Source organism: Micromonospora sp. KC207 (genome assembly GCF_004348615.1).
Classification (GTDB): Bacteria; Actinomycetota; Actinomycetes; order Mycobacteriales; family Micromonosporaceae; genus Micromonospora.
The window spans coordinates 1-15,404 of record NZ_SMKJ01000167.1 but is presented as its reverse complement, the minus strand read 5'-3'; the positions used below and the strand labels follow the sequence as shown (position 1 = coordinate 15,404).

The window sequence follows — 15,404 nt, the reverse complement described above, 5'->3', positions numbered from 1 at the left end:
GGCCACAACCCACCCAGCCCAGCACGCCGGAACTGCAGCCGCTGCCGCCGTACGCGGAGTCGCACCTGCGGTCGACCGGCGGTGGCCGCTCGACGTACATCGAGTTCGTCAACGCCCGGCGCGAGCGGATCGTCGTGTACTGGCTCGACTGGAACGGCCGCCGCCAGCAGTACCGGACGCTGGGGCCGGGCGAGTCGTACCGGCAGCAGACCTACGTCGGCCACCCGTGGGTCGTCACCAACGATCGTGGCTGGGCGCTGGTCTGCTTCCAGCCGGAGTCCGAGACACGCAGGGCCGTGGTGCGCTGACCCGTCCGCCCGCCCCGGCGTCGCGACCCGGGCGTACGGGCAGGCGGGCCTGCCCTGGTACGGACATGCTCCTCCGCGCCCGCGTGTCCACGGCGGACGCCGCCTCGGGCGAGGGCCACCGGAGCGCGGTAACGCCCCGGCGGCCCTCGCCTCCGGCAGCTATTTCAGGAGTTTGTGTAGGCTCGCCGCGACCGTGAGCCCGGTGAGGACCAGGGCGACCAGGCCGGCAGCGGCACTCGCCGCCGGGCCCGCCTGAGCCCCGACGCTGATGAAGCTCACCGCTGCCGCCAACAGGCCGACCACGAGCGAGATGGGGACGATGGCCAGGTCGCGGACGGAGAGCAGGGGCCGGAAGCCGAGTCAGGGATTCTTTGTCAGATAACGAGGCTTTCTTGGGTGAGTCGCGGACGGGAGAGATCACGAATGCGCATCCCGAGGCTGGGCCGGTGCCCGCCGTGGCCGTTGCCGTATGCGACTTCCACTCGTTGCGCCTTCGGTGGGGCGGGTGAATCCGACAACCGGCACCTCGGACACATTCTTTGTGGTCTAGCGGTCCGTTTCCGCTTCGCGGCGTGTTCGTCCCGTGCGGATGACTGCGGTGGCTGCGAGTGTGACCAGGACGGTGCTGGTCAGGGCGGCGATGTGGATGCCGGTCAGGTAGGCGTCTCGCGATGCTTGGTCGGCGCCGACGGTGAGCGTGTGGGTTTCCGGTGTGTGGGAGCGGTAGACCACGGTGATGATGCTGCCGAGCACTGCGACGCCAAGCGCGCCGCCGAGTTGCGGGGCGGCGGAGGCCATCGCGGCTGCGGCGCCGGCCCGGTCGGGGGGTGCGGCGCCGATGGCGAGGTTGGTGGAGAGGGCCATCATCGGGCCGAGGCCGGCGCTGATGACGATTGCGCTGGCTACCACGGTGGCGAGTGAGCCGGCGGTGGCCAGGATGAGGTAGCCGGCGGCGGATACCAGCAGGCCGGCGCCGATGATGTGGGCCGCTGGGATCCGTCGGGCCAGCCGGGGCGCGGCCAGCGAGCCGCCGATCACCCCGACCGCGGGTGGAGCGGTCCACAATCCGGCCTCCAGCGGCGTCATATGAGCTGCAGGTATTGGGCGACGGCGAGGTTCGATGCCCACAGCACGCCGATGCCCAGGGCCAGCGTGGCGATCGATATCCGGATCACTGGCACGGTGAACAGCCGCAGTCGACGAACGGATCGGGGCGGTGCTGCCGGCGGACGAGTCCGGCCGCGGCGGCGGCTCCGGCGGCGATCGTGGCCGCGGCGACGACGACGGCGGCGGTGGCGCATGCGGCGGCCTCGGCGGTCGGCGGGCTGCGGTTGCACGACCTGCGGCGCTCGTACATCACGTGGCTGGTGACGGACGGCGTGCCGGTCGACGTGGTGCGGCGGGTGGTGGGGCACGAGAAGGCGTCGACGACGTTGGACCGGTACACGCCCGACGATTACGCCGACCGGGTGCGGCTGACGTTCGCTGACGATTCGCTGACTTTTTCGCCGTCGCCCCGTCCGGCCGACCCGGAAAACGCGCTTCACCTGGCTCGGAAGGGAACTGGAAAAGGGACGACCCCCGTCGGGGGGAGACGGGGGTCGTCGGGAGGTTCGGCTCCGGGGGGGTGTGAGCCGAACCGACTCAGCGGTCACGGGGGGTGCAACCGCCGAGGGTCTGCTGTCGCACGGCATGTGAATACTCGTCGTAAGCACAAGCATGCCTGAGCAGACCTGTATACGTCGAGTGGTGTCGCCTCCACTCCCTGCGAAATCGCGTTCGGAGAGTGTGATCGCCGTCACTGATGGCAGGGATGACGGGGTCGCCGTAGGGGCAGGACCGAAGTCCGCACCCCAGGCACCCGCCGACCATAGACCATCCGGATAGACTTTCGCGCCGTGGGCCGAAGTGCCGCTTTTTTTGATCTCGACAAGACCGTCATCGCCAAGTCGAGCGCCTTGGCGTTCGGTCGGCCGTTCTACCGGGACGGGCTGATCACCCGGCGGGACGTGGTGAAGTCGGCGTACGCGCAGCTGATGTTCCGGCTGGGCGGCACCGACGAGCAGACCATGGCCAAGACCCGGGACTATCTCGCCGCCCTGTGCAAGGGCTGGCAGGTGGAACAGGTCCGCCAGATCGTCGCGGAGACACTGCACGAGCTGATCAACCCGTACGTGTACGCCGAGGCGGCCGCCCTCATCGAGGAGCACCAAGCCGCCGGCCGGGACGTCGTGCTGGTCTCCGCCTCCGGCGAGGAGATGGTGCGGCCGATCGGCGAGTTGCTCGGGGTGACCGACGTCATCGCCACCCGCATGACGGTGGCGGACGGCCGGTACAGCGGCGAGGTGGAGTTCTACGCGGCCGGCCCGAGCAAGGTCGAAGCGGTCAGCGAGCTGGCCCGGCAGCGCGACTACGACCTCGCCGACTCGTACGCGTACTCCGACTCGGTGAGCGACCGGCCGCTGCTGGAGTGCGTGGGCCACCCGACGGTGGTCAACCCGGACCGGGCGCTGCGCAGGTTGGCCGCCGAGAACGCCTGGCCGGTACTGGAGTTCCGGCACCCGATCCCGCTGGGCCGGCGGCTGCGGGAGCGGCCGGCGGTGCCGGTCGCCGCGGCGGCGCTCGGTGTGGGCGTCGGGGTGGCGATCGGCATCGCCTGGTACGGCCGGCACCGCCGCACCCGCACCACCCCCGTGGCCTGACCACCCCGGCGGCGTCCAGCTGAGCCGGGGTCAGACCAGGCCGGGGTCCCGCGAGGGTGGATCAGGCTGGCAGGCCAGGCGGGCCGCTGGTCAGCCGGCGGCGAGGATCTCGTCACCGACGGCGGTGAGCTGGTCGGCGCCGAGCTCGACCGCAGCCAGGTAGTGCCGCAGCCAGGAGCGCAGCCCGTCCGGGGTGCCGGTGGCGAACGCCCCGGCCGCGCCGACGTACTCCGGTTCGCGCTCGCGGTGGCCGACGTCGACGCCGACCAACCCACGGGGGTCGAAACCGGTGGACATGAGGACCAGCCGGGCGGCTCCCCGGGCCACCAGCCCGGACGGCCCGGCGAACGGGCGCAGGTTGAGCAGCTCGCCGTGCACGACGGCGGCGAGCACCAGAGGGGGCGCGGTCGTGCCGCCGGCGACCAGCCCGGCGAGGCCGTCCAGCCGGGCGCCGACCACCGGGTCGGCCACCGGCCGCCCCAGCTCGTCGTCGGGTACGGCGTCCCGGGCTGCGAGCACGTGCAGCCGGGCGAGGACCTGCCGGGGTGCCTTCGGCCAGCGCTCGGCCAGTCCGGGCAGCGCCCCGGCCACCCGCAGCGCCCCCTGGGTAACCGGGTCGGTGAGGGTTCCGGCCCGGACGGACTCGCGGTCGTGGGCGTACCCCTCCAGGGCGGCACTGGCCACGGCGGACCGGAGGCTGACCTCGGCCGCGACCTGGCCACCGTGCCGGCGCAGCGCGCGGTGCCGCATCGCCTGGTCGACGCGGTCGCGGGCCCGCTCGACGGCGGCGGCGATGTCGGCGAGCGCGAGCAGCGGCGCGAGCGGGTCAGCGGTCACGCAGTCACGCTAGCGATCCCCGGGACGGTGGGTGAGAAGGGGACCCTTCTTTACCGTAGACGTTAATAAGGTGCCCTTCCTTACAGCTCGGCGCGTGGCGGGGGCCGCTCGGCGCGCGCGTCCTCCGGGAGCTGTCGCGGCCTCCGGCCGCCACGGCTAACCTCTGCGGGGGTAGGAGAGACGCAGGTCACGCAAGCGACGAGGGAGTCACGGCATGAGCGAGGCACTGGCCAACTTGCTGAACGAGACGCGGCAGTTCCCGCCGCCGGCCGAACTCGCCGCGAACGCAAACGTGACCGCCGACGCGTACGCCGAGGCCGCCGCCGACCGGCTGGCCTTCTGGGAGCGGCAGGCGGGGAGGCTGGTATGGGCGAAGCAGTGGGACCAGGTGCTCGACTGGTCGAACCCGCCGTTCGCGAAGTGGTTCACCGGCGGCCAGCTCAACGTGGCGTACAACTGCCTGGACCGGCACGTGGAGGCGGGCAACGGCGACAAGGTGGCCATCCACTGGGAGGGTGAGCCGGGCGACACCCGGACCGTCACGTACGCCGACCTGCACCGGATGACCTGCCAGGCGGCGAACGCGCTGACCGAGCTGGGCGTGGCGGCCGGCGACCGGGTGGCGATCTACCTGCCGATGGTGCCGGAGGCGGCGGTGGCGATGCTGGCCTGCGCCCGGATCGGCGCCACCCACAGCGTGGTCTTCGGCGGGTTCTCCGCCGACTCGCTGAGCAACCGGATCCAGGACGCGACGGCCAAGGTGGTGATCACCGCCGACGGCGGGTACCGCCGGGGCAAGCCGTCGGCGTTGAAGCCGACCGTGGACGAGGCGGTGGCGAACTGCCCGTCGGTGGAGCACGTGCTGGTCATCCGCCGCACCGGTGAGGAGGTCGCCTGGTCGGAGCGGGACCACTGGTGGCACGAGACGGTGGAGCGGGCGTCCGCCGAGCACGTCGCGCAGCCGTTCGACGCCGAGCACCCGCTGTTCATCCTGTACACCTCCGGCACGACGGCCCGACCGAAGGGCATCCTGCACACCACGGGTGGTTACCTCACCCAGGCGGCGTACACGGCGCACGCGGTCTTCGACCTGAAGCCGGAGACGGACGTCTACTGGTGCACCGCCGACATCGGCTGGGTGACCGGTCACTCCTACATCGTGTACGGGCCACTGGCCAACGGCGTCACCCAGGTCATGTACGAGGGCACGCCGGACACGCCGCACAAGGGCCGGTTCTGGGAGATCGTCGACAGGTACGGGGTGACCATCCTGTACACGGCGCCGACGCTGATCCGGACGATGATGAAGTGGGGCGACGACATCCCGGCCGGGCACGACCTGTCCTCGCTGCGGCTGCTGGGCAGCGTCGGCGAGCCGATCAACCCCGAGGCGTGGATGTGGTACCGGCAGCACGTCGGCCGGGGCGAACTGCCGATCGTGGACACCTGGTGGCAGACCGAGACGGGCGCGATCATGATCTCGCCGCTGCCCGGGGTCACCGAGGCCAAGCCGGGTTCGGCGATGACCCCGCTGCCGGGCATCGAGGCCGACGTGGTGGACGACCAGGGCCGGTCGGTGCCGAACGGCGGCGGCGGTTACCTGGTGTTGCGCGAGCCGTGGCCGTCGATGCTGCGCACGATCTGGGGCGACGACAACCGGTTCGTCGAGACGTACTGGTCCCGGTTCGAGGGGTTGTACTTCGCCGGGGACGGCGCGAAGAAGGACGACGACGGGCACATCTGGCTGCTGGGCCGGGTGGACGACGTGATGCTGGTGTCGGGCCACAACATCTCCACCACGGAGGTGGAGTCCGCGCTGGTGTCGCACCCCTCGGTGGCGGAGGCGGCGGTGGTGGGGGCGACCGACCCGACCACGGGGCAGGCGATCGTGGCGTTCGCCATCCCGCGCGGCTCGGTCGACACAACGGGCGAGGCGGGCGAGCAGCTGATCTCCGACCTGCGCAACCACGTGGCGCGGACGCTCGGCCCGATCGCCAAGCCGCGGCAGATCATGCTGGTGCCGGAGCTGCCGAAGACCCGCTCCGGCAAGATCATGCGCCGGCTGCTGCGGGACGTCGCGGAGAACCGGTCGCTGGGCGACGTGACCACCCTTCAGGACTCCTCGGTGATGGAGCTGATCTCCTCGGGGATGGGCGGCGGCAAGTCCGACGAGGACTGACGGCAGGCGTACCCCTCGGAGGGTGGCGGCCCGCGCAGGCCGCCACCCTCCGTTTCGGGTATCCGGATGCACCTACGTTCCGTAACGGTGGGATCTCGGTCAGTCGGGTGAGGGGTGCCGGTCTGAACGGACACAGGGGACGCCGCCCCCTGTTGGAAGGGTTGTTTCTCCTTTAGGTTCAGCCGCATCGGTCGGTTCGATGGGCGTCACTGTCATGCGCGCCGGCCGGTCTCCTCGCCCATGCCCGAGAAACGGAGCGGCATGCACACGATTCCGCAACGACGATCACGCCGACGCCTACTCGTCGCGCTGCCGGCCATCGCCCTCGCGGCCACGTCACTGACCGTGACGGGGACCGCGTCGGCCGAGACGTCCGGCCCGGTTCGAGCCACGATCGGGACGGACGAGCACTACATCAACTACGCCGAGCCCGAGGTGCAGCCGGACACCGCCGGCAAGGAGGTCAAGGGCGCCGACGGCGTGTACACCACGGCGGTGGACCGGGCCCGGGCGTACAACCGCAAGTACGCCGGCGGCAACCCGACGGCCGCGAAGCAGCTCGCGAAGCTGGAGGCCCAGTCGATCCGCACCGGGAAGAGCCCCCGGCGGATCAAGCAGGCCCCGAGCACCCAGACGGCCAAGCTGCTCACCCTGCTGGTGGAGTTCAACGACCAGGCCAACGACGACTTCACCGGCGTGATGGTGCCGAAGACGGTCTTCGAGGACCGGACGTGCGTCCCCGGCACGGTGCAGAACGGGCCGAAGCACAACAACATCCCGAACCCGGCGAGCCTGCCGCACGAGGACAACAACTCGATGTGGGTGCCGGACTTCTCGCCGTCCCACTACAACAAGCTGCTCTACACGACGAAGGGCATCACCGAGCGGGTCCGCACGGACCTGGAGGGGCCGGACGGCAAGAAGGGCATCAGCCTCGCCGGCCGGACCATGCACAACATGTACCTGGAGATGTCCAAGGGCGCGTACACGGTCGACGGGCAGGCCAGCCCGTGGATCACCGTGCCGCACTCCGAGGGCTGGTACGCGGCGTCGCGCTGCTTCCAGGACGAGAACGGCGACTGGGTCGCCGGCCGCGAGCAGGCCATGAACGGCCACCCGGACAACCCGGCCGGCGCGGGCCGGCTCGCCACCGACGCTATCGACACGCTGGCCGCCATGGACCCGAGCTTCCCGTGGGCCGACTACGACATCGAGGACCAGAGCGACCGCGACGGCGACGGCGACCTCTTCGAGCCGGACGGGGTCATCGACCACCTGGTGCTGGTGCACGCCGGTCAGGGCAAGTCCCGGGGCGGCGGCGCCGAGGGCGTGTACGCGGTCTGGGCACACTCCTCGACGGTTCCGGGCGGCTACACCATTCCCGGCACGCAGCTGCGGGTGTCGAACTACATCGTGCAGCCGGAGGACTCCGGCGTCGGTGTCTTCGCGCACGAGTACGGCCACGACCTCGGGCTGCCGGACCTCTACGACACGTCCGGCAACGCCGACTCCGACGTGGACTTCTGGGACCTGATGTCCTCCGGCTCGCACAGCGGCGAGATCTTCCAGGCGCTCCCCACCCACATGGGCATCTGGGACAAGTGGGTGCTCGGCTGGGCCGAGCCGGTGACGGTCGCCCCCGGCTCCGACCCGCGCACCATCCGGCTCGGGCAGACGTCCCGCACACCGGTCGGCACCGCCGACGGCATCAAGGTGGACCTGCCGGACAAGGTGATCACCCTGGCCACCCCGCACAGCGGTGGGAACATGTGGCACAGCGGCGCCGACCAGAATTGGGCGGACGTCAAGCTGAGCCGCGCGGTGAGCGTGCCCTCGGCCGCCGACGCGAAGTTCTGGATGTGGAACAACTACGTCATCGAGGAGGACTGGGACTACGGCTTCGTCGAGCTCTCCACCGACGGCGGGGCCACCTGGTCGGAGCAGAAGGTCTACGACGCGGCCGGCGCCGTGGTCACCACGCCGGACAACTACGCCGACCCGAACGGCCGGATGGCGGACTTCGGCGGTAAGAAGTACGGCCTGACCGGCTCCACCGGCGGCTGGCGGCACGACTACGTCGACCTGTCGGCGTACGCGGGGCAGACCGTGCAGCTGCGGTTGCGGCAGGCCACCGACGAGTCGTTCCTGGAGCGGGGCTGGTTCGCCGACAACTTCGCGGTTACCGGCGGCGGCACCACCACCTGGAGCGACGACGTCGAGGGCGGGGCGAACGGCTGGACCGCCACCGGCGGCAGCTTCACCGACACCACCGGCGGGGGTTGGAAGACCAACTCCGGCACCGAGGTCCGGGCGCACTACTACCTGGCCGAGTGGCGCAACTTCGACGGCTTCGACAAGGGCCTGAAGTACGCCTACGACACGGTGTACTCGCACGACGCGTGGAAGGTCGACCGGATCTCGTACAACGCCCCGGGCATGCTGGTCTGGTACCGCGACACGGCGCTCGGCGACGTCAACCACGTCACCGCGCAGCTGACCGCCCTGCCGAGCTACGGCGCCAAGGGTGGCCTGCTGATCGTCGACTCGCACTTCGACCCGTACCGGCGGCAGGGCACGGCGGCCGAGAAGGACCCGTCGGTGCTGGACAACCTGCCCAGCCGGCCCCAGTCGTCGAACGCGGCGTTCGGCCTGAAGAAGACGTACCCGTTCAACGAGTGCCTGGAGGCGGCGGACGAGCCGTACAGCGAGTACTGCACGAGCTTCCCGGCGCAGCCGGCGGTGCCGCAGTTCACCGACGCCAAGGGCTGGTACCCGGGCATCGAGATCCGGGACAACACGCCGTACGCCCGGGACAACGACGCCTCCGTGGTGCTGCCGTCACGCGGCAACGCGCAGTACACCACCCGGGTGGTCAACCCGGACGGCACCCCGGCGACCTCGTTCTACGGGGTCACCCTGGGTGGCGGGGCGATCGTGCTGGGCACCGGCAACCCCGGTGACGCGGGTGTGGGCTACGGGGTTTCGCTGACGGTGCAGCGGACCACGTGGGACAACTCGATCGCCACGGTGAAGGTGACCGCGGCGACGCCCTGATGATGGGCGGTAACTGATCGGAGGATCAGCGGAGGGGTCGGTGGCGGAGACGCCACCGACCCCTTCTCCTTTTGCGTCGGCAGCGCCGATCAAATTCGTCACTCCGATTCACCGCCGAGGAATCCGCGCTGATCGCGGCGCTGGAAGACTCGCCCAGATGTGACAGTGAAAAGCATTCTCAACAAGAGTTTGCAACAAATCGACACACGCGTCTTCCCACCCGTCCCGGGAGACTCTATGTTCACCATTGGTCCCACAAGTGGGACGACTCACCGGCTCCTACCCTTGTTGGGCCGGTTCCCTCACACCGGAGGTACCACGTGCGGAAAGTCGCAGTGGGTCTGCTCGGGCTTTCGTTGACGGCGACGGGCCTGGTGGTTACCACGACCGCCAACGCGGCGTCGACCGCGAAGCTCCCGGCCGCCGCCCCGACGGCCGTCGAAGAGGCCCCAGCGGATCACGATCTGCCGGACAAGCTCGAGGACAAGCGCCGCGCGCTTCGTCAGGAGGGCCTCAGCGAGGTCCTGTCCGGCCGGGCCAAGGCCCAGAAGATCAACGGCAGCACCGTCGTCAAGGTCGGCAAGACCGCTGGCGGCGGCGCATCCGCGGCCGGCGCGCGCAGCGCCAAGAAGGGCCAGAAGGACCAGTACGTCGAGCTGGCCCGGGAGCGGACCGACAAGATCTTCGTGATCCTCGCCGAGTTCGGCGACGAGCGGGACCCCGCCTACCCGGACAAGGACATGAACCCGGACATCACCGGGCCGTCCCGGTTCGACGGGCCGCTGCACAACGAGATTCCCGCCCCGAACCGGGCGGTGGACAACTCGACCGTGTGGCAGGCGGACTACAGCGCGGACTACTTCCGCAAGCTGTACTTCGGCACCGGGCAGGGCGACGAGTCGCTCAAGCAGTACTACGAGGCCCAGTCGTCCGGGCGCTACAGCGTCGACGGCATGGTCACCGACTGGGTGAAGGTCAAGTACAACGCCGCCCGCTACGGCCGTTCCGACGACCCGATCGCCGACGAGGACACCGGGAACCCGGCCAACGACCCGGCTGTCTGCGCGGACAGCGTCTGCCAGAACACCTGGGACCTGGTCCGCGACGCCGCCAACCAGTGGGTCGCCGACCAGAAGGCCAAGGGCCGCACCGACGCCCAGATCAAGGCCGACATGCAGTCCTACGACCAGTGGGACCGGTTCGACTACGACGGCGACGGCAACTTCAACGAGCCGGACGGCTACATCGACCACTTCCAGATCGTCCACTCCGGCGGCGACCAGGCCGACGGCGACCCGCACCAGGGTGAGGACGCCATCTGGAGCCACCGCTGGTCGGCGTACAACACCTCGCGCACCGGCCCGGCGAACTTCCCGATCGGCGGCACCCAGATCGGCAACACCGGCGTCTGGATCCGCGACTACACGATCCAGCCGGAGAACGGCGGCCGGAGCGTCTTCTACCACGAGTACGGCCACGACCTCGGCCTGCCGGACGACTACAACGTCCAGAGTGGTGGCGACAACAACAACGAGCACTGGACGCTGATGGCCCAGAGCCGGCTCGGCGCCAAGAACGACGACGGCATCGGCGAACGCGGCGGCGACCTCGGCGCCTGGAACAAGCTCCAGCTCGGCTGGCTCGACTACGAGGTGATCAAGGCCGGCCAGAAGAAGACCCTGGAGCTCGGCCCGCAGGAATACAACACGACCAAGCCGCAGGCCGCCGTGGTGGTCCTGCCGCAGCGGGAGTACACCTTCGACTACGGCGCGCCGTTCGAGGGCACCAAGCAGTTCTTCTCCGGCAACGACGACGACCTGGACAACACTCTGACCAGGGCGATCGACCTGACCGGGAAGACCTCGGCGGCACTGTCGCTCAAGGGCCGGTTCGACATCGAGTCCGGCTACGACTACCTCTTCTTCGAGGCGTCGACCGACGGCGGGGCCACCTGGAGCGCGTTGCCCGGCACCGTGAACGGCAAGCCGATCCCGCCGGTGTCCAACACCGACCCGACGCCGGGCCTCAGCGGCAGCAGCGGCGGCGAGTGGACCGACATCAACATCCCGCTCAACGCCCTGGCCGGCAAGAGCATCCAGTTCCGCTTCCACTACATCACCGACGGTGGCGTGGCCGAGGGCGGCTTCTTCGGTGACAACATCACCGTGACCGCCGACGGTCAGACGCTGGCCCGCGACGGTGCCGAGAGCGGCGCCGGCGACTGGGCGGCCAAGGGCTGGAGCATCGTCGAGAAGTCCTACACCCGGCTCTTCGACAACTACTACATCGCCGGCCACCGGTCGTACGTCTCGTACGACCAGTACCTGAAGACCGGCCCGTACTACTTCGGCTACGGCAACACCCGCCCGGACTACGTGGACCACTACGCGTACCAGGAGGGCCTGCTGATCTCGTACTGGAACCTCCGGTTCGCGGACAACGACACGTTCGTCCACCCGGGTGAGGGTCGCAACCTGATCATCGACTCCCGCCCGCAGCCGATCTACAACCTGACCGGCAACCCCTGGCGGGCCCGGGTCCAGGTGTACGACGCGCCGTTCGGCACGAAGAAGGCGGACTCGTTCACGCTGCACATCAACGGTCAGGCCCAGTACGTCCGGGGTCAGGCCGCGCAGCCGCTGTTCGACGACACCAAGCAGTACTGGTACCCGGAGCTGCCGAACCACGGCGTCAAGGTCCCGGCCACCGGCACCAAGATCAAGGTGCTGGAGCAGAAGGGCACCTCGATCAAGGTCAGCTTCTCCTGATCCACTGATCCACTGATCGACCGCTCCACCGATCGACCGCTCCACCGCGATGCCCGGGCAGGCCACCTGCCCGGGCATCGCCCTTTCCCGCCGGCACCGTTCTCCCGCGCCGGGCACGCCCTCCTCGCCCCAGGGCACCGTCCTCTCCGCCGGGAAGTCCCGAGCGCCGGAGCACCGGGACGGGCGGGGGCACCGGGGTCCTAGGCTGGGGCCATGACCGAGCAGCGCGGCGGGGCCGTCGACGAGTCCTGCGTCCTGACCGAGGGGCCGTGGACGCACCGGTTCGTCGGAGCCAACGGCACCCGTTTCCACGTCGTCGAGGCCGGCACCGGCCCGATGGTGCTCCTCCTGCACGGTTTCCCCGAGCACTGGTGGGCCTGGCACGATGTGCTGCCCGCCGTCGCCGACGCCGGGTTCCGGGCCGTCGCGGTCGACCTGCGCGGCTACGGGGCCAGCGACAAGCCGCCCCGGGGATACGACGGCTACACCCTCGCCGCCGACGTCGCCGGGCTGATCCGGGGCCTCGGCGAACGCTCCGCCACCGTGGTCGGCACCGGGGCCGGTGGCCTGATCGGCTGGACCGCCGCCTCGTTCCACCCGTCCCTGGTCCGCCGGCTCGTCGTGCTCGGCGCGCCCCACCCGCTGCGGCTGCGGGCCGCGATCTTCGCCGACCCGCGCGGCCAGTTCACCGCCTCCACACCGACCCTGAGGTTCCAGCTCCCCCGGTACGAGCACGTGCTCACCCGGGACGACGCGGCGGCCGTCGAGGAGATGCTGCGCCGCTGGGGCGGACCACAGTGGGTCGACGGCCCCGACTTCGCCGCGTACGCCCAGCGCTGCCGGGAGGCGATGCGCATCCCGCAGGCCGCGTTCTGCGCCCTGGAGGGCTACCGGTGGGCCTTCCGCTCGGTGCTGCGGCTGCACGGCTACCGGTTCGTCCGGCTGATGCAGAAGCCCCTGGTCACCCCGACGCTCCAGCTACACGGCGCCCTGGACGCCGCGTCCCTGCCGCGCACCGCCCAGGGCTCCGGCCGGTACGTGGTGGCCCCCTACGAGTGGCGGCTGCTGGACGGCGTGGGGCACTTCCCGCACGTCGAGGCGCGGGACGTGGTGCTCGGCGAGATCCTTCGCTGGGCGAAGTCCTGATTCCTGGTCAGAGCCGCTGCTCGCGCAGGTCGGCGACCTCGCCGGCCGGGGCCCAGCCCTGGTAGACCCCGAAGTCGAAGACCTCCAGCCCCATCGCCTGCGCCACGGGCCACCGGCCGCCCGTGTATTCGACCCGCAGCCAGCCGTCGTGCTCGGCGAGCACCACGAACGGCTGCCCCTGCCAGGTACAGGTGGTCCGGACGTACGTCAGCTCCTCCACCTCGGCCACCGGAAGCACCCGGACGTAACGGCCGGGGCGGACTTCCTCGAACCCGTCGCCGGGCTCCGGCTGGTAGAGCCGGACGTTGTCGCCGTCCGGGCTGGCCTGGTACTCCCGGCCCCGCCAGCGGGCCACGTAGCCGTCACGCATCAGTCCTCACCGGCCCGACGCCAGAGCAGCGCGTCCGTGTCCAGGACCGCGACCACCCGCTCGGTGCCGTCCGCGCCGATCCGCCACAGCTTCGCGCCGTGCGGCAGCCGGGCGCTGTCCACCTTGAACTCGGCCACCACGTCGCTGCTGTCCCCCGGCGCGAAACCGTTACCCCGGAACGGCGGGCGCTCGATCACCCACCCCTCCATGGCCCGCATGGCACCCTCGTTCTGCCCGCCGTACGGGATGCGGTAGAGGCTCGGTCGGTGCGCCGGCCAGCGCAGGACGTAGATCTCCTCCGCGTCCCGCGAGAACGGCGAGCCGGGGTGGCCCAGGCCGAGCGCGTCGTGCAGCTTGGCCGGGGTGTTCAGGTGGGCCAACTCGCTGGCCCGGTGCACGAAACCGGAGACCCGGTCGTAGCCGCGCTCCAGGTAGTAGGAGAGCTGGCTGGGCGCGACCGCCTTCTGCATCACCACCGGCTGGCTCGGATCGACCGGCGGCGGGACGTGCCGGGACGCGCCAGGCGACGCGCCGGCCGACGGCTGCGGTTCCGGCTCGCTCTCGACGTCGTCGCCGAGCCCCACGTCGGCGGCCCAGTTCGCCAGCGCGACGATTTGTTCCCCGGGCAGCTTCGCACCCACCGGCGTGTTCGGGTTGACCGCGAACGACCAGGCCTCGTCGGGCCAGCGACGAATCAGCTGGGCGAACTTCATCAGTACGGTTTCCACCGGCTCGACCACGTGGTCGGCCATCCGCTCCGGGGAGGTGTAGACCACCACGTACCGCTCGCCGTCCAGCCGCTCGGTCCGCCAGACGAAGCCCGGCTCGCCGGGCCGGCTGCCGTCGGCCGAGTCGGGTGCCGCCGGCAGCAGCACCCGGGCCAGCAGCAGGGTGGAGAGGAAGGCGTCGGTGCTGCCGGTACCGGCGGCGGTGGCGAGGTCCTCCTCGACGTCGTTGGCCGGCTGGAACTCGGGGGCGGGCGACGCCGCCGGCTCCGGGTCCGGGCGCCCGTCCGAGTCCGGAATGGCGCCAGCGGGCACGGCAGGCCCCGGCACGTCCGGCCCGGCCACACCCAGCTCGGGCAGATCCCGCCCAACCACACCCGGCCCAACCACGTCCGGCTGAAGCGCATCCGGCTCGGCCACACCCGGCTGAAGCGCATCCGGCTCGGCCACGTCCGGCTCGGGCACCCGCACGGGCGCGGCCGGACCGGTGGCGGCCTCCGGACCGGTCGGGGCGACGGGCTGGAAGAGGGAACCGACAGACGGGTCGGGCGCGGGCCGCGCCGCCAGGGTGAACAGGGACACCGTCGCCTCCGGCTCGGCGGTGTCGACGGGCGGGTCGGCGGCTGCGGGGCCGGTCAGGGTGATCGGCGCGGTCACCGGATCGGCAGCGGCCGGAACCATCGCCTCCGGCGGCACGACCGGCTCCGAGACGGGCAGGTCCCGGGCCTCGATGATCGTGCCCTCGATGACGATCGGCGAGAAGGACCGGCGGGGCGCGGGCGGCCCGGAGACCGGCTCGGCGATGGAGGCGGTCACCTCCTCGACAAGCTCCTCGACCGGTACGGGGCCGGGTGGCTCCGGGAAGGGCCGGGTCGGCTCCTCGTCGGCAGGCCCGGGGCGACGACGCGGGAATGCCTGCTCCGCCCCGAACCCCGGGCCGCGACGCGGCAGGGCATCCGCCGCCCCGACGCCGGTCACGCCGAAGGGACGGGTCGGCTCGTCCGCGCCCACGCCACCCGCCTGACCGAAGAGGTCGACCGTCGCATCGCCGGCCGCGGCGGAGGGACGGGTCGGCTTCTCGCCCGCCGCCACACCCCCGTCCACTCGGAAGGGACGGGTCGGCTCCTCGCCCGGCGGTACCGCCCGAAAGGCGCTGATCGGCTCCTCCGGCACCGTCCGGAGCGGCACCCCGGGCGGCGCGACGCCGCCGGAACGCAGGGGGCGGGTCGGCTCGTCGGGGGCCGCACCGGGGCTGTGCGCCTCGGCCGGCGACGTCGCCGGAGCAGCCCCGGCCGGCGTCATCGGCACCGTCGGC

The 15,404-nt window shown here is 71.1% G+C and carries 11 protein-coding genes and 1 pseudogene; 7 read left to right on the top strand and 5 right to left on the bottom strand.

The window, feature by feature from the left end; translation table 11 throughout:
* Window positions 1–308 (top strand): annotated as a pseudogene (locus tag E1258_RS20280) (hypothetical protein); the annotation flags it as partial.
* Window positions 309–854: 546 nt separating this feature from the next.
* On the opposite strand, the gene E1258_RS20275 reads toward E1258_RS20280, so the two are convergent.
* Both E1258_RS20275 and E1258_RS35015 read right to left on the bottom strand, forming a co-directional pair.
* Entirely contained in the window at window positions 855–1,394 is a 540-nt protein-coding gene (locus E1258_RS20275; protein ID WP_207919639.1) for a hypothetical protein, read from the bottom strand.
* A gap of 85 nt (window positions 1,395–1,479) precedes the next feature.
* A complete protein-coding gene (locus tag E1258_RS35015; RefSeq protein WP_243715583.1) occupies window positions 1,480–1,755 on the bottom strand; it encodes a hypothetical protein in 276 nt (91 codons plus the stop codon).
* Between E1258_RS35015 and E1258_RS20270 the strand changes: the two genes are divergently transcribed.
* Together E1258_RS20270 and E1258_RS20265 are read left to right on the top strand one after the other, a co-directional pair.
* Window positions 1,676–2,035: a hypothetical protein gene (locus tag E1258_RS20270; protein WP_371688647.1), complete on the top strand. Its 360-nt coding sequence runs from the start codon at window positions 1,676–1,678 to the stop codon at window positions 2,033–2,035. The two genes, E1258_RS35015 and E1258_RS20270, sit on opposite strands and share 80 nt — an antisense overlap.
* Before the next feature lie 171 nt (window positions 2,036–2,206).
* Entirely contained in the window at window positions 2,207–3,010 is an 804-nt protein-coding gene (locus E1258_RS20265) for an HAD family phosphatase (RefSeq protein ID WP_132403657.1), read from the top strand.
* A gap of 90 nt (window positions 3,011–3,100) precedes the next feature.
* Here E1258_RS20265 and E1258_RS20260 read toward each other — a convergent pair whose 3' ends face one another.
* Window positions 3,101–3,847: an oxidoreductase gene (locus E1258_RS20260; protein ID WP_132403654.1), complete on the bottom strand. Its 747-nt coding sequence runs from the start codon at window positions 3,845–3,847 to the stop codon at window positions 3,101–3,103.
* Window positions 3,848–4,061: 214 nt separating this feature from the next.
* On the opposite strand from E1258_RS20260, the gene acs reads away from it, so the two are divergent.
* The 4 genes from acs (at window position 4,062) to E1258_RS20240 (ending at window position 12,994) form a co-directional block, all read left to right on the top strand.
* Window positions 4,062–6,026: an acetate--CoA ligase gene (gene acs, locus E1258_RS20255; RefSeq protein ID WP_132403651.1), complete on the top strand. Its 1,965-nt coding sequence runs from the start codon at window positions 4,062–4,064 to the stop codon at window positions 6,024–6,026.
* Between the two features lie 261 nt (window positions 6,027–6,287).
* Window positions 6,288–9,080 (top strand): immune inhibitor A domain-containing protein, encoded by a 2,793-nt coding sequence (locus tag E1258_RS20250; protein ID WP_132403648.1) that lies wholly within the window; start codon window positions 6,288–6,290, stop codon window positions 9,078–9,080.
* 335 nt (window positions 9,081–9,415) lie between these two features.
* A complete protein-coding gene (locus E1258_RS20245; protein ID WP_132403660.1) occupies window positions 9,416–11,848 on the top strand; it encodes an immune inhibitor A domain-containing protein in 2,433 nt (810 codons plus the stop codon).
* Between the two features lie 213 nt (window positions 11,849–12,061).
* On the top strand, window positions 12,062–12,994 hold the full coding sequence (locus E1258_RS20240) for an alpha/beta fold hydrolase (RefSeq protein ID WP_007074152.1): 933 nt from the start codon (window positions 12,062–12,064) through the stop codon (window positions 12,992–12,994).
* A gap of 7 nt (window positions 12,995–13,001) precedes the next feature.
* On the opposite strand, the gene E1258_RS20235 is transcribed toward E1258_RS20240, so the two are convergent.
* Complete coding sequence (locus E1258_RS20235; protein WP_132403645.1) at window positions 13,002–13,367, bottom strand: hypothetical protein; 366 nt, start codon at window positions 13,365–13,367, stop codon at window positions 13,002–13,004.
* Window positions 13,364–15,404: SseB family protein (locus E1258_RS20230; protein WP_207919638.1), on the bottom strand; the 2,041-nt coding region annotated here is incomplete at its 5' end. The genes E1258_RS20235 and E1258_RS20230, both read right to left, overlap by 4 nt.